13 protein-coding genes are annotated in these 18633 nt (G+C 70.7%); 7 read left to right on the top strand and 6 right to left on the bottom strand.

Annotated features, from left to right (window positions below):
- Positions 1–3: 3 nt before the first annotated feature.
- The 3 genes from glpK to ACIQHQ_RS25335 all read right to left on the bottom strand — a co-directional run bounded on the left by glpK (position 4) and on the right by ACIQHQ_RS25335 (position 3458).
- Positions 4–1542, bottom strand: coding sequence for a glycerol kinase GlpK (glpK, locus tag ACIQHQ_RS25325; protein WP_402615396.1), 1539 nt, complete (start codon positions 1540–1542; stop codon positions 4–6).
- Positions 1543–1627: 85 nt separating this feature from the next.
- Positions 1628–2422, bottom strand: a complete 795-nt coding sequence (locus tag ACIQHQ_RS25330; protein ID WP_402615398.1) for an MIP/aquaporin family protein — start codon at positions 2420–2422, stop codon at positions 1628–1630.
- Positions 2423–2684: 262 nt separating this feature from the next.
- The gene (locus ACIQHQ_RS25335; protein ID WP_402615400.1) at positions 2685–3458 is read right to left on the bottom strand and encodes an IclR family transcriptional regulator; all 774 of its coding nucleotides are present in this window, start codon (positions 3456–3458) and stop codon (positions 2685–2687) included.
- 306 nt (positions 3459–3764) lie between these two features.
- On the opposite strand from ACIQHQ_RS25335, the gene metH reads away from it, so the two are divergent.
- The 4 genes from metH to ACIQHQ_RS25355 all read left to right on the top strand — a co-directional run bounded on the left by metH (position 3765) and on the right by ACIQHQ_RS25355 (position 11819).
- Complete coding sequence (gene metH, locus ACIQHQ_RS25340; RefSeq protein ID WP_402615403.1) at positions 3765–7286, top strand: methionine synthase; 3522 nt, start codon at positions 3765–3767, stop codon at positions 7284–7286.
- A 125-nt stretch (positions 7287–7411) separates the two neighbouring features.
- The gene (locus ACIQHQ_RS25345; protein WP_402615406.1) at positions 7412–8113 is read left to right on the top strand and encodes an HAD family hydrolase; all 702 of its coding nucleotides are present in this window, start codon (positions 7412–7414) and stop codon (positions 8111–8113) included.
- Positions 8114–8523: 410 nt separating this feature from the next.
- Positions 8524–10128 carry an ABC transporter substrate-binding protein gene (locus ACIQHQ_RS25350; RefSeq protein WP_402615409.1) on the top strand — a complete coding sequence of 535 codons (1605 nt, stop codon included), beginning with the start codon at positions 8524–8526 and terminating at the stop codon, positions 10126–10128.
- Between the two features lie 107 nt (positions 10129–10235).
- Entirely contained in the window at positions 10236–11819 is a 1584-nt protein-coding gene (locus tag ACIQHQ_RS25355; protein WP_402615411.1) for an ABC transporter substrate-binding protein, read from the top strand.
- A 100-nt stretch (positions 11820–11919) separates the two neighbouring features.
- Here ACIQHQ_RS25355 and ACIQHQ_RS25360 read toward each other — a convergent pair whose 3' ends face one another.
- Positions 11920–12591: a response regulator gene (locus ACIQHQ_RS25360; protein WP_402615413.1), complete on the bottom strand. Its 672-nt coding sequence runs from the start codon at positions 12589–12591 to the stop codon at positions 11920–11922.
- Positions 12592–12645: 54 nt separating this feature from the next.
- Positions 12646–13671, bottom strand: coding sequence for a RecB family exonuclease (locus ACIQHQ_RS25365; RefSeq protein WP_402615416.1), 1026 nt, complete (start codon positions 13669–13671; stop codon positions 12646–12648).
- 199 nt (positions 13672–13870) lie between these two features.
- Between ACIQHQ_RS25365 and ACIQHQ_RS25370 the strand changes: the two genes are divergently transcribed.
- The 3 genes from ACIQHQ_RS25370 to ACIQHQ_RS25380 all read left to right on the top strand — a co-directional run bounded on the left by ACIQHQ_RS25370 (position 13871) and on the right by ACIQHQ_RS25380 (position 18239).
- Positions 13871–16402, top strand: coding sequence for a site-2 protease family protein (locus ACIQHQ_RS25370; protein ID WP_402615419.1), 2532 nt, complete (start codon positions 13871–13873; stop codon positions 16400–16402).
- 38 nt (positions 16403–16440) lie between these two features.
- A complete protein-coding gene (locus ACIQHQ_RS25375; protein WP_283971737.1) occupies positions 16441–17343 on the top strand; it encodes a tRNA (adenine-N1)-methyltransferase in 903 nt (300 codons plus the stop codon).
- Positions 17344–17660: 317 nt separating this feature from the next.
- On the top strand, positions 17661–18239 hold the full coding sequence (locus tag ACIQHQ_RS25380; protein WP_402615422.1) for a hypothetical protein: 579 nt from the start codon (positions 17661–17663) through the stop codon (positions 18237–18239).
- Between the two features lie 59 nt (positions 18240–18298).
- Here the strand turns inward: ACIQHQ_RS25380 and ACIQHQ_RS25385 are convergent, their stop codons facing one another.
- Positions 18299–18604: a ferredoxin gene (locus ACIQHQ_RS25385; protein WP_402615424.1), complete on the bottom strand. Its 306-nt coding sequence runs from the start codon at positions 18602–18604 to the stop codon at positions 18299–18301.
- Between the last annotated feature and the right edge of the window lie 29 nt (positions 18605–18633).

Consider the following 18633-nt stretch of genomic DNA (forward strand, 5'->3'; position numbering starts at 1 on the left):
TTCTTACTCCTCGTCCTCGAGCCAGCCCATGGTCCGCTCGACGGCCTTGAGCCAGTTCTTGTACTCACGGGCGCGGGTCTCCGCGTCCATGCGGGGGGTCCACTCGGCGGCCCGCCGCCAGTTGGCGCGCAGGTCGTCGGTGCTGTTCCAGAAGCCGACGGCGAGACCGGCGGCGTAGGCGGCGCCGAGGCAGGTGGTCTCGGCGACCATCGGGCGCACCACGGGGGCGTCCACGAAGTCGGCGAGGGTCTGCATCAGCAGGTTGTTGGAGGTCATGCCGCCGTCGACCTTCAGGGCGGCCAGCTCCACGCCGGAGTCCTTGGTCATGGCGTCGGCGATCTCCCGCGTCTGCCAGGCGGTCGCCTCCAGGACGGCACGCGCCAGGTGTGCCTTGGTGACGTACCGGGTCAGGCCGGCGATCACACCGCGGGCGTCGGAGCGCCAGTACGGGGCGAACAGCCCGGAGAAGGCCGGCACGAAGTAGGCGCCGCCGTTGTCCTCGACCGACAGGGCGAGGGTCTCGATCTCGGCTGCGGTGGAGATCAGGCCCATCTGGTCGCGCATCCACTGCACCAGCGAACCGGTGACCGCGATCGAGCCCTCCAGGGCGTAGACCGTCTTCTGGTCGCCGATCTTGTAGCCGACGGTGGTCAGCAGGCCGCTGTAGGAGTTGATGATCTTGTCGCCGGTGTTCATCACCATGAAGGTGCCGGTGCCGTAGGTCGACTTGGTCTCGCCCTCGGCGAAACAGGTCTGGCCGAACAGGGCCGCCTGCTGGTCGCCCAGCGCGGAGGCGACGGGGATGCCGCCGAGCAGGTCGCCCAGCCTGCCGCCGGTGATCTCGCCGTAGACCTCCGCGGAGGAGCGGATCTCGGGCAGGATCTGCTTCGGGACGCCGATGGACTCGCAGATCTTGTCGTCCCACTGCATGGTGTGCAGGTTCATGAGCATGGTGCGCGAGGCGTTGGTGACGTCCGTGACGTGCTTGCCGCCGTCGGTGCCGCCGGTCAGGTTCCAGATGACCCAGCTGTCCATGGTGCCGAAGAGGATGTCGCCGGCCTCGGCGCGCTCCTTCAGGCCGTCGACGTTGTCGAGCAGCCAGCGGGCCTTCGGGCCGGCGAAGTAGGAGGCCAGCGGCAGGCCCGTCTCGCGGCGGAAGCGGTCCTGGCCGACGTTGCGCCCGAGCTCGCGGCACAGGGCGTCGGTGCGGGTGTCCTGCCAGACGATGGCGTTGTGGACGGGCTCACCGGTGTTCTTGTCCCACAGCACGGTCGTCTCGCGCTGGTTGGTGATGCCGATGGCCTTGATGTCCTCGTGGGTGATGCCGGCCTTCTCGATGGCCCCGGCGACGACATCCTGGACGTTGGTCCAGATCTCGGTGGCGTCGTGCTCGACCCAGCCCGGCTTCGGGAAGATCTGCTCGTGCTCCTTCTGGTCGACGGAGACGATCCGGCCGTCCCGGTCGAAGACGATGCAGCGGCTGGAGGTGGTGCCCTGGTCGATGGCGGCGATGAAGGGGCCGGCGGTGTGCGCGTCGGTCACTGTGTCTCCTGGAAAGTTCCGTGTTTATGGGGCTTTACGTACGGCGCGTGCCGAGAGTTTCGCGAAGCGGGGGTAAATGCCGCTCCTAGGCGAACGCGACGTTGTAGATGCCTGCGGCGATAGCCCCGCCGATCAGCGGGCCGACCACCGGGACCCAGGCGTAGCCCCAGTCGGAGCCGCCCTTGTTGGGCAGCGGCAGCAGGGCGTGCACGATGCGCGGACCGAGGTCACGGGCCGGGTTGATGGCGTAACCCGTCGGACCGCCGAGGGACAGGCCGATGGAGACCACGACGAGCGCGGTGACGAGGGCGCCCAGGGTGCCCAGGCCGTTGCCCTTGTCGTTCAGGCCCTGGGTCAGCACGGCGAGCACCAGCACGACGGTGCCGATGATCTCCGTGGCGACGTTCTGCCAGGCGACGCGGACCTCGGGGCCGGTGGAGAAGACGCCCAGCACGGGGCCGGCGCCCTTCTCCCGGGCCTCGACGGCCTTGGCCGCCGTGTCCTGCGCGCCCAGAGCGCCGACTATCTCGCGGTCGGTGAGGTGCGCGTGGAACTGACCGTAGTAAGCGATCCAGACCAGGGCCGCGCCGATCATGGCGCCCAGGATCTGACCGGCCCAGTAGACCGGGACGTTCTTCCAGTCGCCGTCCTTGATCGCGAGCGCGAGGGTGACGGCCGGGTTCAGATGGGCGCCGGACAGCGGCGCCGAGGTGTAGACGGCCGTGAGCACCGCGAAGCCCCACCCGAAGGTGATGGCGAGCCAGCCGGCGTTGCGTGCTTTGGAAGCCTTCAGCGTGACGGCGGCGCAGACGCCACCGCCGAGGAGGATGAGTATGGCGGTACCGATGGTCTCGCCGATGAAGATGTCGGAGCTGGACACCCGCGACTCCTTTGTCCTACGTCCAGGGAAGTTCGATACCGGCCTGGCGTTGTCACACTCTAGCGCGTATTGCCGGTAGCTGTTCGACAATGTCGACCGATGGACGGGAGTCTTGCTTCGGCGTTACGAGCACGTCAAGAGCTGTGTTGTCGAAAACACGATCGTTACTGATCGCCCCGGGCTCAAAGATCTTTGCCGCAGGTGAGCGCGGGCATGCCGAGGACCGGAACGCCGTACGACGCCCCGGTCCGCTCGTGTGCGGTCAGAACCGCCCGGCGCCCAGATCCCGCGAGACCGCGCGGGCGCAGTCCCGCACCGCCGCGATCAGCTCGGGCCGCAGTGCGCCCTCCTCGTCGGACCGGCACAGCCGCTCCACGGCGCCGGTGATGCCGACCGCGCCGACCGGCATGCGCCGCCGGTCGTGGATGGGGGCGGCGAGGGAGGCCACGCCCTCCCAGGTCTCCTCCACGTCGGCCGCGTACCCCCGCGCGCGCGTGACGTCGAGGATGTGCTCGAAGGCCTCCGGCTCGCACACGGTCCGGTCGGTGAACGCCTTGCGGTCGGCCTCCAGGGCCTCGCTGTGCGCCACCGGGTCGTAGGCCGACAGCACCTTGCCCAGGGCCGTGGAGTGCAGCGGCTGCATGGCCCCGATCTCCAGGACCTGCCGGCTGTCGTCGGGCCGGAAGACGTGGTGCACGATCAGCACCCCCTGCTGGTGCAGGACGCCCAGGTAGACGCTCTCGCCACTGGAGCGGGCCAGGTCGTCGGTCCACACCAGGGCGCGCGCCCGAAGCTCGTGCACATCGAGGTAGGTGGTGCCCAGGCGCAGCAGCTCCGCGCCCAGCTGGTAGCGCCCGGAGGCGTCGTCCTGTTCCACGAAGCCCTCCTGCTGGAGGGTGCGCAGGATGCCGTGGGCGGTGCCTTTGGCCAGGCCCAGCGACGAGGCGATGTCCGACAGGCCGAGCCGCCGCTCGCCGCCCGCGAGCAGCCGCAGCATCGCGGCCGCCCGTTCGAGCGACTGGATGTTCCGTGCCATCGCCGTACTGCCTCCGTCCCCTTCGACCGCCGACAAGCGGCACCGCAGCCCTCGTTCGGCAATGTCGAACACTACCGGTCGATACCGACCTCTCGCTAATGGCGCGCCGCCCTTTGTTGCGCCGCTGATGACCCGCGGGTCGTCCGGCGGCCGTCTCCGGCGCCGTTCGAGTCCGGCTCGTGGACGGCGCTGCCCATCCAAGCCGACTCCCGGTTACGCTGGCGCGGTGCGCCCTTCCCCGGAAGCCTTCCGGCTGTCCGGGAAGCCGCAAAGCCGACAGCCGTCGCATCCGAGGGAGCCCTTTACATGGCCTCGTTGCCGCCGACCCCTTCCGCAGACAGCCGGACCCGTGTGTCCGCGCTCCGAGAAGCCCTGGCCACCCGAGTGGTCGTGGCCGACGGAGCCATGGGCACCATGCTCCAGGCGCAGGACCCCACGCTCGAGGACTTCGAGAATCTCGAGGGCTGCAACGAGATCCTCAACCTGACGCGGCCGGACATCGTCCGTTCGGTCCATGACGCCTACTTCGCGGTGGGTGTGGACTGCGTCGAGACCAACACGTTCGGCGCCAACCACACCGCCGCCGCCGAGTACGAGATCGCCGACCGCTTGCACGAGCTGTCCGAGGCCGGTGCCCGGATCGCCCGCGAGGTGGCCGACGAGTACGCCGCCCGGGACGGCCGGCCGCGGTGGGTGCTCGGCTCGGTCGGTCCCGGCACCAAGCTGCCCACGCTCGGCCACGTCGGCTACGGCACGATCCGTGACGGCTACCAGGCCAACGCCGAGGGGCTGCTCGCCGGCGGCGCGGACGCGCTGCTCGTGGAGACCACCCAGGACCTGCTCCAGACGAAGGCCTCCGTCCTGGGCGCCCGCCGGGCCATGGAGGCCGTCGGCGTCGAGGTGCCCCTGCTGTGCTCCATGGCCTTCGAGACCACGGGCACCATGCTGCTCGGCTCCGAGATCGGCGCGGCGCTGACCGCGCTGGAGCCCCTCGGCATCGACATGATCGGCCTGAACTGCTCCACCGGCCCGGCCGAGATGAGCGAGCACCTGCGCTACCTGACCCGTCACTCGCGCATCCCGCTGCTCTGCATGCCGAACGCCGGCCTGCCGATCCTCACCAAGGACGGCGCGCACTTCCCGCTCGACCCCGAGGGCCTGGCCGACGCCCAGCAGAACTTCGTCCGGGACTACGGCCTCTCCCTCGTGGGCGGCTGCTGCGGCACGACCCCCGAGCACCTGCGTCAGCTGGTCGAGCGCGTCCGGGACGTCACCCCGAGCGAGCGCAGCCCGCAGCCCGAGCCGGGCGCGGCCTCCCTGTACCAGACCGTGCCGTTCCGGCAGGACACCTCCTACCTGGCCATCGGCGAGCGCACCAACGCCAACGGTTCGAAGAAGTTCCGCGAGGCCATGCTGGAGGGCCGCTGGGACGACTGTGTGGAGATGGCCCGCGACCAGATCCGCGAGGGCGCGCACATGCTCGACCTGTGCGTGGACTACGTCGGACGCGACGGCGTCGCCGACATGGAGGAGCTGGCCGGCCGTTTCGCCACCGCCTCCACGCTCCCGATCGTGCTGGACTCCACCGAGGTCGACGTCATCCGCGCCGGCTTGGAGAAGCTCGGCGGCCGCGCGGTGATCAACTCGGTGAACTACGAGGACGGCGACGGCCCCGAGTCCCGCTTCGCCAAGGTCACGGCCCTCGCCAAGGAGCACGGCGCCGCCCTCATCGCGCTCACCATCGACGAGGAGGGCCAGGCCCGCACCGCCGAGAAGAAGGTCGAGATCGCCGAACGGCTCATCGACGACCTGACCGGCAACTGGGGCATCCACGAGGAGGACATCCTCGTCGACTGCCTGACCTTCACCATCTGCACCGGGCAGGAGGAGTCCCGGGGGGACGGCGTCGCCACCATCGAGGGCATCCGCGAGCTCAAGCGGCGCCATCCCAAGGTGCAGACCACGCTCGGTCTGTCCAACATCTCCTTCGGCCTCAACCCGGCCGCCCGCATCCTGCTGAACTCCGTCTTCCTCGACGAGTGCGTCAAGGCGGGCCTGGACTCGGCGATCGTGCACGCCTCGAAGATCCTGCCGATCGCCCGCTTCAGCGAGGAGGAGGTCCGGACGGCTCTGGACCTCATCTACGACCGCCGCGCCGAGGACTACGACCCGCTGCAAAAGCTCATGCAGCTGTTCGAGGGAGCCACCGCCAAGTCCCTCAAGGCCGGCAAGGCCGAGGAGCTGGCCGCCCTGCCGCTGGACGAGCGCCTGAAGCGGCGCATCATCGACGGCGAGAAGAACGGCCTCGAAGCGGACCTCGACCAGGCCCTCCAGGAGCGGCCCGCGCTCGACATCGTCAACGAGACCCTCCTGGACGGCATGAAGGTCGTCGGCGAGCTGTTCGGCTCCGGGCAGATGCAGCTGCCGTTCGTCCTGCAGTCCGCCGAGGTGATGAAGACGGCCGTCGCCCACCTCGAACCGCACATGGAGAAGGTCGAGGGCGACGAGGCCGGCAAGGGCACCATCGTGCTGGCCACCGTGCGCGGTGATGTGCACGACATCGGTAAGAACCTCGTCGACATCATCCTGACCAACAACGGCTACAACGTCGTCAACCTGGGCATCAAGCAGCCGGTCTCCGCGATTCTGGACGCAGCCGAGGAGCACAAGGCCGACGTCATCGGCATGTCCGGTCTCCTGGTCAAGTCCACGGTGATCATGAAGGAGAACCTGGAGGAGCTGAACCAGCGCGGCCTGGCGGCGAACTTCCCGGTCATCCTCGGCGGTGCCGCCCTCACCCGGGCCTACGTCGAGCAGGACCTGCACGAGATCTACGAGGGCGAGGTCCGCTACGCCCGCGACGCCTTCGAGGGCCTGCGCCTGATGGACGCCCTCATCGGCGTCAAGCGGGGCGTGCCCGGCGCGAAGCTGCCCGAGCTGAAGCAGCGCCGCGTGCGGGCCGCGGCCCCGGCCGTCGTGGAGGAGCGCCCTGAGGAGGGGCACGTCCGCTCCGACGTCGCCACCGACAACCCCGTCCCCGAGCCGCCCTTCCGCGGCACCCGCGTGATCAAGGGCATCCAGCTCAAGGAGTACGCGAGCTGGCTCGACGAGGGCGCCCTGTTCAAGGGTCAGTGGGGCCTCAAGCAGGCCCGCACCGGCGAGGGCCCCTCCTACGAGGAACTCGTCGAGAGCGAGGGCCGGCCCCGGCTGCGCGGTCTGCTGGACCGGCTCCAGACGGACAACCTGCTGGAGGCGGCCGTGGTCTACGGCTACTTCCCGTGCGTCTCCAAGGACGACGACCTGATCATCCTGGACGAGCAGGGCAACGAGCGCACCCGCTTCACCTTCCCCCGCCAGCGCCGGGGCCGCCGCCTGTGTCTGGCCGACTTCTTCCGCCCGGAGGAGTCCGGCGAGATCGACGTCGTCGGCCTCCAGGTCGTCACCGTCGGCTCGCGCATCGGCGAGGAGACCGCGCGGCTCTTCGAGGCCAACGCCTACCGCGACTACCTCGAACTGCACGGACTGTCCGTGCAGTTGGCCGAGGCACTCGCCGAGTACTGGCACGCCCGCGTGCGCTCCGAACTCGGCTTCGCGAGCGAGGACCCGGACGGGATGCAGGGCATGTTCGAGCTGAAGTACCGCGGCGCCCGCTTCTCCCTCGGCTACGGCGCCTGCCCCAACCTGGAGGACCGGGCCAAGATCGCGGACCTGCTCGAACCGGAGCGCATCGGTGTCCAGCTGTCCGAGGAGTTCCAGTTGCACCCGGAGCAGTCCACGGACGCCATCGTGATCCACCACCCGGAGGCGAAGTACTTCAACGCCCGCTGAGCCACGGGCCGGGCTCGCCGGTTGAACGAGCGTTTCACCCGTGCACGAAGTAGACTGGTCGGTCCACTGCAGGCCGGCTCCCCTCGTGGGAGCCGGCCTGATCGTCCCTTCAAGGAGGTAGGTGGATGACCAGTACGGTCCCCGCGCTCGGTATCAGTACGGCCGAGGGGTCGGCCCTGCAGGCGGTGCTCCTCGACATGGACGGCACCCTGGTGGACACGGAGGGCTTCTGGTGGGACGTCGAGGTCGAGGTCTTCGCCTCCCTCGGCCACAGACTCGACGAGTCCTGGCGGCACGTGGTGGTGGGCGGCCCCATGACCCGCAGCGCGGGCTTCCTCATCGAGGCCACCGGCGCCGACATCACCCTCGACGAACTCACGGTGCTCCTCAACGACGGCTTCGAGGCCCGCATCGGCCGCGCCCTGCCGCTGATGCCGGGTGCCGGACGGCTGCTGGCGGAGCTGTACGAGTACGAGGTCCCCACCGCCCTGGTCTCCGCCTCGCACCGGCGCATCATCGACCGGGTGCTGACCTCGCTGGGTGCCCACCACTTCAGCCTCACGGTGGCCGGCGACGAGGTGCCGCGCACCAAGCCCCACCCCGACCCCTACCTGGCCGCCGCCGCAGGCCTCGGCGCCGACCCGGCCCGGTGCGCCGTCGTCGAGGACACCGCCACCGGGGTCGCCTCCGCCGAGGCCGCGGGCTGCCACGTCGTGGCCGTGCCCTCCGTGGCTCCCATCGCCCCCGCCCTGCGCCGTACGGTCGTCACCTCCCTGGAAGAGGTGGACCTGACATTCCTGCACGGGCTGATGACGGAAATGCGCTAGGCGTTCACCCAGCGTGCGGCGGTGTTAGAGCGGCAATTCGGAAGGCGAATTCGAACCCTTCCGGATGAGCGAATTCCCGTACCTCCGAACCCGTTTACGCGTGTGACCTTCCCCACGCGACCCGGGCTCGACAGCGGTTCCGGCATGTGCTGCGCACCCCCTCCGGGGGGCTGCGGGCGTGCCCTTGTGTCCCGATTGATGGAACGCTGCACCAAAGCTTCCACTGTCGGGTTTTCGGTGTGTCCGCACCCGGTTCCGCAGCGTGATGGGTACTCAACTCCGGTGGCTGCGAACCTCCCTGCCGGCCCCGACTAATCTCGTCGCGAGAACATCGCCCCACCCCCCGTGATCCGCTGCGCCACCCCTGCATGCCGGGTACACGGAGTCGACAGCTCTGGAGAAACTCGAGCATGAACCGCAAGACTTTGGTGCTGCCGGCCGTGATCGGCCTGCTCGCGCCGGTGCTCGCCGCCTGCGGCGGGTCCGACAGCGGGAGCGGCGACAGCGGCGCGATCGTCGTCGGCACCACGGACCGGTTCACCGCCTCGAAGGACGCCCCGGCGCCCCTCGACCCGGCGTACGCCTACGATGTCGGCACCTGGAACATCCTGCGCCAGACCGTGCAGACCCTGATGATCCAGCCGCGCGGCGAGGGCGAGCCGGTACCGGAGGCCGCCGAGCGCTGCGGCTTCACCGACACCGGCAACGAGCGCTACGCCTGCACCCTGCGCGACGGCCTGAAGTTCGCGAACGGCGACTCCGTCACCGCGGCCGACGTGAAGTACTCCATCGACCGCGCTCGCTCCCTCAAGGCCGACAGCGGCGTGTTCGCGCTGCTGTCCACCGTCGACACCGTCGAGACGCAGGGCGACCGCGAGGTCATCTTCCACCTCAAGACCGCCGACGCGACCTTCCCGTACAAGCTGTCGACCCCGGTGGCGGGCATCGTCGACCCCGACGACTACCCGAAGAACAAGCTGCGCGACGGCTTCGAGCTGGACGGCTCCGGCCCGTACACCCTCAAGGCCGACGTCGAGAACGGCGAGCTGGTCAAGGCCGAGTTCACCAAGAACCCCGAGTACGAGGGGACCATCGAGGTGAACAACGACAAGGTCGACATGGTCTCCTTCAAGAGCGCCGCCGCCATGGGCGAGGCGCTGGACAAGGGCGACATCGACCTGATGACCCGCGCCATGTCGCCGGACCAGATCCGCGAGCTGTCGGGCGACGCGGACCCCGACATCGACCTCGTCGAGATGCCCGGTCTGGAGATCCGCTACCTGGGCTTCAACACCGACGCCCCGACGGTGAAGTCCAAGGCCGTGCGCCAGGCGATGGCCCAGATCGTCAACCGCAGCGCCCTGATCTCCAAGGTCTACGGCTCCCAGGCCGAGCCGCTGTACTCGCTCGTCCCGGCCAGCGTCACAGGCCACTCCAACTCGTTCTTCAACAAGTACGGCGAGCCGAACGTCACCAAGGCCCGTTCCCTGCTCAACCAGGCGAACATCACCACCCCGGTGAAGCTGACGCTGCACTACACGACCGACCACTACGGCCCGGCCACCAAGAAGGAGTTCGAGGTCCTGCGCGACCAGCTCAACTCCAGCGGGCTGTTCGAGGTCGGCATCAAGGGCACCCCGTGGGACACGTTCCGCCCGGCCGAGAAGAAGGGCGAGTACGACGTCTACGGCATGGGCTGGTTCCCGGACTTCCCGGACGCCGACAACTTCCTCGCGCCGTTCCTCGACGCGGACAACACCCTCGGCTCGCCGTACGACAACCGGCAGATCCGCAACACCCTGATCCCCGAGTCCCGCCGCGAGGCGGACCGGCTGTCCGCCTCCACCAGCCTGACGGACATTCAGGACATCGTCGCAGGCGACGTGCCGGTTCTGCCCCTGTGGCAGGGCAAGCAGTACGTCGCCGCGCGCGATGACATCACGGGTACCGCCTACGCCCTCAACTCCGCCTCGACGCTCCAGCTGTGGGAGCTCGGGCGGGGCGTGAGCGGCTGACGGACCCGCTGGATCCCCGGGGCCCCTGACCGCGGCCCCGGGGCGCCGCGCCCCGGAGCCAGGAACACGCTCCGGGGGTTCTCGAGAACCGACGACAAGGCACACACGTGAAGATACGCAACCAGTGGCCGGTCCTGCCCATCGTGGCGGGCCTCGCCTCCGGACTGCTGACCGGCTGTGGCACGGAGAGCGGAGACTCCGCGGGGGACGGCTCCAACGTGGTGGTGGGGATGTCCGACGACGTCCTGGCCACGGACCCGGCCTCCGGCTACGACCCCGGCTCCTGGCTGTTGTTCAACAACGTCTTCCAGTCTCTGCTGAGCTTCCCCAAGGGCGCCACGGAACCGCAGCCCGAGGCCGCCGAGAGCTGTGCCTTCACCGACACGCAGACCACGGTCTACACGTGCACGCTGAAGGACGGCCTCAAGTTCAGCAACGGTGACGAGCTCACCTCGAAGGACGTCAAGTTCTCCTTCGACCGCATGCTGAAGATCAACGACCCCGACGGGCCCGCGATCATGTTCCCCATGCTGGAGAAGGTCGAGACGCCGGACGCGAAGACGGTCGTCTTCCGCCTCAACACGGCCGACGCCACCTTCCCGAGCAAGATCGCCTCCGGCGCCGGCTCCATCGTCGACCACAGCCAGTACGACGCGGACGGGCTGCGCAAGGACGGCGAGGCGGTCGGCTCCGGCCCTTACAAGCTCGACTCGTTCGACGACGGGCAGGCGGTCTTCTCCGTCAACGAGAACTACAAGGGCACCGCCGAGGTGAACAACACCGGCGTGACGCTCAAGTTCTTCGACGGTGACCAGACGGCCCTGAAGCAGGCCATCCAGAACGGCGACGTCGACATCGCCTACCGCGGTCTCACCGCCGGCGACATCGCGGAGACCGAGAAGGCCGACGACGGCACCGGCGTCGAGGTCGTCGAGGGCAGCAGCGCCGAGGTCCAGCACCTGGTGTTCAACATGGACGACCCGGTCGCCGGAAAGCTCGGCGTCCGCAAGGCCATCGCCCACCTGCTCGACCGCGAGGCCCTCATCAAGGACGTCTACCAGGGCACCGCGACCCCGCTGTACTCGATCATCCCGGCGGGCATCGCGGGCCACAACACGGCCTTCTTCGACACCTACGGCGCCCGCCCCTCCCGGTCCAAGGCCCAGGCCGCGCTGCGCGAGGACGGCATCACCGGCAAGGTGAAGCTGACCCTCTGGTCGACCCCGTCCCGCTACGGCCCCGCGACCGACCAGGAGCTGAACGCCATCGCCGGCCAGCTCAACGCCAGCGGCCTGTTCGACGCGAGCGTCAAGTCCGTCCCGTTCGGCCAGTACGAGAAGGGCATCGCCGCCGGCAAGTACGGCGTGTACGTGAAGGGCTGGGTGCCGGACTACCCGGACGCCGACAACTTCACGGCCCCGTTCTTCGGCAAGGGCAACGTGCTGAGCAACAACTACACCAACGGCACGATCACCGGTTCGCTCATCCCACGCACCGCCGCCCTGACCAACCGGGCCGCCACGGACAAGGAGTTCGGCGAGCTGCAGGACATCGTCGCCGACGAACTCCCCATCCTGCCGGTGTGGCAGGCCAAGCAGTACGCGGTCGTCCGTGACGGCGTCTACGGCCTGGAGTACTGCCTCGACGCGTCGACGGTGTTCCGCTTCTGGGAGCTCAGCAAGGACGCCTGACGCATGGGCACCTGACGCACAGGGGCCCGACGCACAGGTGTGAAGAAGGGCGCCCCCCGCGCGGCGGGGGGCGCCCTGTCGTGTATCAGCCGGCCGGGCGCTACTGCGCGCCGGGGCGCACCAGCCCGCTCTCGTACGCGTACACCGCGGCCTGCACACGGTCGCGCAGGCCCAGCTTGGTCAGCACGTGCCCGACGTGCGTCTTGACGGTCGTCTCGCTGACGAACAGGTCCGCGGCGATCTCCGCGTTGGACAGCCCGCGCGCCACCAGCTTCAGGACCTCGACTTCACGGTCGGTGAGCGTGTGCAGCGTGTCCGGCACCGGCTCGTCTCCCGACGGCAGATGCGTGGCGTACTTGTCGAGCAGCCGGCGCGTGATGCTCGGCGCGAGCATCGCCTCACCCGCGGCCACGACCCGGATGGCCTGCACCAACTCATCGGCGGGCGCGTCCTTGAGCAGGAACCCGCTCGCCCCGGCGCGCAGCGCCTCCACCACGTACTCATCGAGGTCGAAGGTGGTCAGCACCAGCACCTTGGCCGGGCCGTCCCGCCCGGGCCCGGTGATCTGCCGGGTCGCCTCCACACCGTCCATCCGCGGCATGCGGATGTCCATCAGGACCACGTCGGGCTGCAGGACCCGCACTTGGTCGAGCGCCTGGAGGCCGTCTCCGGCCTCGCCGACGACCGCGAGGTCCTGCTCGGCCTCCAGGATCATCCGGAAGCCGGTACGGAGCAGCGGCTGGTCGTCGACCAGTAGGACGCGGATGGCCACGTAAGTCTCCTTCGCTAGTCCGGCCCCATTCTGCCCTGCGCGGGCCCGCCGGACTCAGCCGCCCTCACAGGCGACGACCGCGTCACCATCGGGGCCGGCGCCGGGCCCGTCCCGGCCGGCCCCCTGCACCGGCAGCTCCGCCGCGCGCACCGGCAGCGGATACGGCGGGGGAGTGCCGCCGAACTCCGGGCAGTGGGTCTGGTGGTCGCACCAGCCGCACAGCTTCGTGGGGCGCGGACGCCAGTCACCCGTCTCGGTGGCCAGCCGGATCGCCTCCCACAGCGCCAGCAGCTTGCGCTCCACCCGCTCCAGATCGGCGAGGACCGGGTCGTATGTCAGCACCTGGCCGCTGCCGAGGTAGACCAGCTGGAGCCGCCGTGGGATCACGTTCTTCAGCCGCCACACCACCAGGGCGTAGAACTTCATCTGGAACAGCGCGCCCTCGGAGTACTCGGGCCGGGGCGCCTTGCCCGTCTTGTAGTCGACGATCCGGACCTCGCCCGTGGGAGCCACGTCGACCCGGTCGATGATGCCGCGCAGCCGCAGGCCCGACTCCAGCTCGGTCTCGACGAACAGCTCCCGTTCGGCCGGCTCCAGCCGGCTGGGGTCCTCCAGGGTGAACCAGCGCTCGACGAGTTGCTCCGCCTCGCCCAGCCAGCGGGCCAGCCGCTCGCCCTGCGGATCGTCGGCGAACAGCTCCACCACCTCCGGCCGCGTCTCGCGCAGCCGGTCCCACTGGCCGGGGATCAAGGACTTCGCCCGGGGCGCCGTGCGCTCGGCGGCCGGGGCGTCGAAGAGCCGCTCCAGGACCGCGTGCACCAGCGTCCCCCGGGTCGCCGCCTCGCTCGGCTTCTCCGGCAGCCGGTCGATGACCCGGAAACGGTAGAGCAGCGGGCACTGCATGAAGTCACTGGCGCGCGAGGGGGACAGCGAGGCGGGCGCTATGGCGGCGGTGCCGGTCGGGGCGGTCGTCTCCACCGTCTCCACTGCTGCCGTCGCGGGCCCGGCCGGTACCGGCGGATCCATCGCCGCGGCCGGGCCGCTGTCGGGCTGCGCCGCGCCCTCGGTGCTCGTCTCCATGTCCCAGACCATACGGCCCGCCACTGACAGTGACCCAGTCGCGGTCGCGCCGTACACGAGGTCGGAAGCCGTGAGGGGAGGGTGAGTACGGGAAACACCGGGGGTGCCGGGGCGGAACGCGCCTCGACGGACGCATACCATCGACTCGAGACCCTCCCGTCCGGCAGGCGCGGGAGACGCTTCGATCGAGGGGACACCGGTGGACCAGAGCGGCGGGCACGGGCGGCCGCAGTCCGGCAACGACGAGTCGGCCGAGCGCCACGCAGGGCTTCCGGCCCGGGCCGCCGACCCGGCCCCCGCCGACGAACAGCCCACGGACGAGCGGCGTTTCACCCCTGAGCAGCCCACCCCGGCAGCGCCCACCCCGGGAGCAGAGCCCGTCGTGCCCGACGGGCCCGCCGACGCCCCGGCGACGAACACACCGGCTACCCGGCCGGACGCCCGCGAGGACGACCCGTCCCCGGACCGTGCCGCCGCCACCGGCGGTTCCCACGACGGGCCCGCCGAGACCACCGGCCCACCCCCGGCACCTGCCGATCACGAACACCCGGCCCCCGCCGATGTCCCGCCTGCCGCCTCCGCCGACGGCCCGCACGGAGCCTCCGCCGAGGGCCCGTACGGGGCTTCCGCGAACGGCCCGCACGGAGCGTCCACCGGCAGTCCGCACGCGGCGTCCGCCGAGGGCCCGTACGGGGCTTCCGCGAACGGCCCGCACGGAGCGTCCACCGGCAGTCCGCACGCGGCTTCCGCCGAGGGCCCGTACGGGGCTTCCGCGAACGGCCCGCACGGAGCGTCCACCGGCAGTCCGCACGCGGCTTCTGCCGAGGGCCCGTACGGGGCTTCCGCGAACGGCCCGCACGGAGCGTCCACCGATGGCCCGCATGCGGCGTCCGCCGACGGCCCGCACCAAGCGCCCACCGGCAGCCCGCACGCGGCGTCCGCCGACGGCCCGCACGGGGCTTCCGCGAACGGCCCGCACCAAGCGCCCACCGGTAGTCCGCACGCGGCGTCCGCCGAGGGCCCGCACGGGGCTTCCGCGAACGGCCCGCACCAAGCGCCCACCGGTAGTCCGCACGCGGCTTCCGCCGAGGGCCCGCACGGGGCTTCCGCGAACGGCCCGCACGGAGCGTCCACCGGTAGTCCGCACGCGGCGTCCGCCGAGGGCCCGTACGGAGCTTCCGCGAACGGCCCGCACGGAGCGTCCACCGATGGCCCGCACGCGGCTTCCGCCGAGGGCCCGTACGGAGCTTCCGCGAACGGCCCGCACGAAGCGCCCACCTATGGCCCGCACCAAGCGCCCACCGGCAGCCCGCACGAGGCTTCCGCCGACGGTCCGCACACGGCCCCCACCCCGGGCGAGCACGACGGTCGCCCGCCGGAGGGCGACACGCACCCCGACCGCGCCTACGCCAGTGGCCCCCACTCGGCCCCCGCCACCGGCCGGCCCGAGACCGGCCGGCTGCACAAGGCCCCGGCGCCGGGCTCCGGCGACCCCGACCCTTCCGGCCCCGCCCCCCTGCACGGCGACCGTCCCCTCGCCCACTCCGCCGACGGCAAGGGCCCCGCCCCCCAGCGGCCGGAGCCACGGGGCGGGCTGCTCATGGGGCGGCCCTTCGGCGTGCCCGTGTACGTCGCGCCCAGCTGGTTCCTCGTCGCCGCGCTGATCACCTGGGTCTTCGGCGGCCAGCTGGAGCGCGTGCTGCCCGAGCTCGGTGCCGCCCGCTACCTGGTCTCCCTGTTCTTCGCGGTCGCCTTCTACGCCTCCGTGCTCATCCACGAACTGGCGCACACGGTCGCCGCCCTCCGCTTCAAGCTCCCGGTCCGCCGCATCCAGCTCCAGTTCTTCGGTGGCGTCTCCGAGATCGAGAAGGAGGCCGAGACCCCCGGCCGGGAGTTCGTGCTCGCCTTCGTCGGGCCCCTGCTCTCCCTCCTCCTCGCCGGCGTCTTCTACGCCGCCATGCAGACCGTGGAACCCGGCACCGTTCCCGGCGTCCTGCTCGCGGGCCTGATGATCTCCAACCTCATCGTGGCAGCGTTCAACCTCCTGCCCGGCCTGCCACTCGACGGCGGACGCATGCTCCGCGCCGTCGTGTGGAAGATCACCGGCAAGCCGATGAAGGGCACCATCGCCGCCGCCTGGGTCGGCCGCGCCCTCGCCGTCTGCGTGCTCATCGGGCTGCCCCTGCTGACCCAGTCCGGCGCCCTCGGCACCGACGCCGTCGACAACGTCGGCATGGACACCGTCCTCGACGCCCTGCTCGCCGCCATCCTCGCCGCGATCATCTGGACCGGCGCCGGCAACAGCCTGCGCATGGCCCGCCTGCGCGAGCACCTGCCCGAACTGCGCGCCCGGGCGCTCACCCGCCGTGCGGTCCCCGTCGAGAGCGACACCCCCCTCTCGGAGGCCCTGCGCCGCGCCAACGCGGCCGGAGCGCGCGCCCTGGTCGTCGTCGACGCCGACGGCCAGCCCCTCTCCCTCGTCCGCGAGGCCGCCATCGTCGGCGTGCCCGAGCACCGCCGCCCCTGGGTCGCCGTCAGCGGCCTCGCCCAGGACCTCACCGACAGCATGCGCGTCTCGGCGGAACTGTCGGGCGAGGAACTCCTGGACGCCCTGCGCGCCACCCCGGCCACCGAGTACCTGGTGGTGGAGGAGACCGGCGAGATCTACGGCGTCCTGTCGGCGGCCGACGTGGAGCGTGCCTTCGTCAAGGCGATGGCGAGGCCGTCCTAGTGGTCGGTGGTCCTCTCCGGGGCCGGTAGGCTGGTCACATGTCCGAACCGACCGGTGCCGCCCGCAGGCGCGGGCCCTTCAAGGTCGGGGACCAGGTTCAGCTGACCGACCCCAAGGGCCGCCACTACACGTTCACGCTCGAGGCCGGGAAGAACTTCCACACCCACAAGGGTTCCTTCCCGCACGACGAACTGATCGGTGCTCCCGAGGGCAGCGTTGTCCGCACCACCGGAAACGTCGCCTACCTCGCGCTGCGCCCCCTGCTCCCCGACTACGTCCTGTCCATGCCCCGCGGCGCCGCCGTGGTCTACCCCAAGGACGCGGGGCAGATCCTGGCCTTCGCCGACATCTTCCCCGGCGCGCGCGTCGTGGAAGCGGGCGTCGGCTCCGGCTCGCTCAGCAGCTTCCTGCTGCGGGCCATCGGCGACCAGGGCATGCTGCACAGCTACGAGCGCCGCGCCGACTTCGCCGAGATCGCCCAGGCGAACGTGGAGCGCTACTTCGGCGGCCCGCACCCCGCCTGGCAGCTCACCGTCGGCGACCTCCAGGACAACCTGTCCGACGCCGACGTCGACCGCGTCATCCTCGACATGCTGGCCCCCTGGGAGTGCCTGGAGGCCGTCTCCAAGGCACTCGTGCCCGGCGGCATCCTGTGCTGCTACGTGGCGACCACCACCCAGCTCGCCCGGACCGTCGAGTCCATCCGTGAGATCGGCTGCTTCAACGAGCCGACCTCCTGGGAGACGATGATCCGCAACTGGCACATCGAGGGTCTGGCCGTCCGCCCGGACCACCGGATGATCGGCCACACCGGCTTCCTGCTCACCGCCCGGCGCCTCGCCGACGGCGTCGAGCCGCCCATGCGCCGCCGCCGCCCCGCCAAGGGCGCCTACGGCGAGGACTACGCCGGCCCCAACGCCGACGGCGGCGCCGCCCGCTGAGCCGGCCCGTCACCGCCTCAACGCACAGGCGCCGTGGCGCAGTTCCCGGATCCGTACCGGAACTGCGCCACGGCGCCTTTCCGTTGCCGCCCGGGTGAACCCTCGCGCAATGCCGTGTACCTGGCGCGGCGACCGACCCGGCCGAGGTCGCGCCGTGGCAGCGGCCGGGACCGGACAAGTCCGCTGACACGGCGGCAGGAACCGTAACCCTTCCGACTTCCCCGGCAACGGACGTGCACACCCCGCCGTTCCCTCGCGATGTGACGTGTGGCACCATGCTGGCCACCCCACCGGCACAGCCTCAGGAGACACTCCTAGTGCAGTCTTCCGCCGTCCCGGAGCTCGCCCACACCCACACCCGCCCCATCCACTGGCTCGCCACCGCGACGGCCGTCGCCGGCGTCGTGGCCTTCTCCTCGGTCCTGCAGCCCGGCGCGGCGACGGCGGCCCAGCCGGCCGCCCCCGAGACCAGGAGCGCTCCGGCGCACACGACTCCGCCCGACCCGAACGCGGTGACGTTCCCTGTCGACTGCGGCCCCGTGAAGGCCGTGGTGAAGAAACGGGCTTTCGGAGACCTCGACGGCGACGACAGGCCCGAGACGGTCGCCGTGGTCCACTGCGACTCCCCGATGGGCACCCCGCCGGACGGCGTGTACGTCCTCACGCGCGACGCCGACGGCGGCAAGCCGCGGGTCGTGGCCACGCTGCTCGACCCCAAGGACGGCACCATCGTCACCGGCTTCGCCGTCCGCTCCGGCTCCGTCACGGCCACACTGCTCGGCTACTCGTCTGCCGACGTGCCGCGTTGCTGTCCCGACGAGAAGAGCGACGCGAAATGGCGTTGGCGGAACGGCTCGTTCGTCCGCTCGACTCAGGCGGGGGCCCGCAGCGTGTGAGGCGTGTGAGCCGGCCCGTGTGAGATATCAGACAGTAGTGACGGTACGTAGAGAAGTGGTCACTGTGCGTCCGGTCCGAAGACCTCGGCCCTGTCCGAAACCCGACGTACGTGGATGCACTCGCCCGGACACTCCTTCGCGGAGTCGATCACGTCCGTGAGGAGCGGGAGCGGAACGGGCGTTGTCGCGCCCTTGTCCTGGAGCAACTCGTCGTCGGCGCTCTTCACATAGGCCAGACCGTCGATGTCCAGCTCGAACACCTCGGGCGCGTACTGGGCGCAGATGCCGTCGCCGGTACACAGGTCCTGGTCGATCCAGACCTCCAGCTCCTCGCCGTCGGCCCCGGCCACCTGCTGCACGCTCATCTCTCCTGCCGTTTCTCCGCCGAGCCGGG

The sequence above is a fragment of the Streptomyces sp. NPDC092370 genome (assembly GCF_044755265.1).
In the GTDB taxonomy this organism is placed as follows: domain Bacteria; phylum Actinomycetota; class Actinomycetes; order Streptomycetales; family Streptomycetaceae; genus Streptomyces.